Source organism: Rhizobium sullae, from assembly GCF_900169785.1.
GTDB classification, from domain to species: Bacteria; Pseudomonadota; Alphaproteobacteria; order Rhizobiales; family Rhizobiaceae; genus Rhizobium; species Rhizobium sullae.
Map to the genome: position 1 here is coordinate 1 of NZ_FWER01000233.1, position 290 is coordinate 290.

At 66.9% G+C, this 290-nt stretch carries 1 protein-coding gene; it reads right to left on the bottom strand.

The features are described 5' to 3' along the window. The coding region (locus BN1800_RS39930) for an adenylate/guanylate cyclase domain-containing protein (RefSeq protein WP_143534288.1) at window positions 1-290 on the bottom strand (290 nt) is incomplete at both ends.

Here is a 290-nt window from a genome sequence, read left to right on the forward strand (position 1 = left end):
CGGCCAACTCCTGTAGGCGGGCCGCCTGGTTCGGCGTTTCACCCACGACGCTGCATTCCTCGGCCTCGCCGGTGCCGATGATGTCACCCACCACGACCAGGCCAGTGGCGATTCCGATCCGAACAGCCAGGTGCTCGCCTGCCGCATCCAGCCGGTCGACGGCCTCAACGACCGCGAGGCCGGCCCTCACGGCCCGCTCGGCGTCTTCCTCATGAGCCTGGGGATAGCCGAAGTATACGAGGACGCCGTCGCCCATATACTTGGCAACAAAACCGTCGTACCGGCCGACG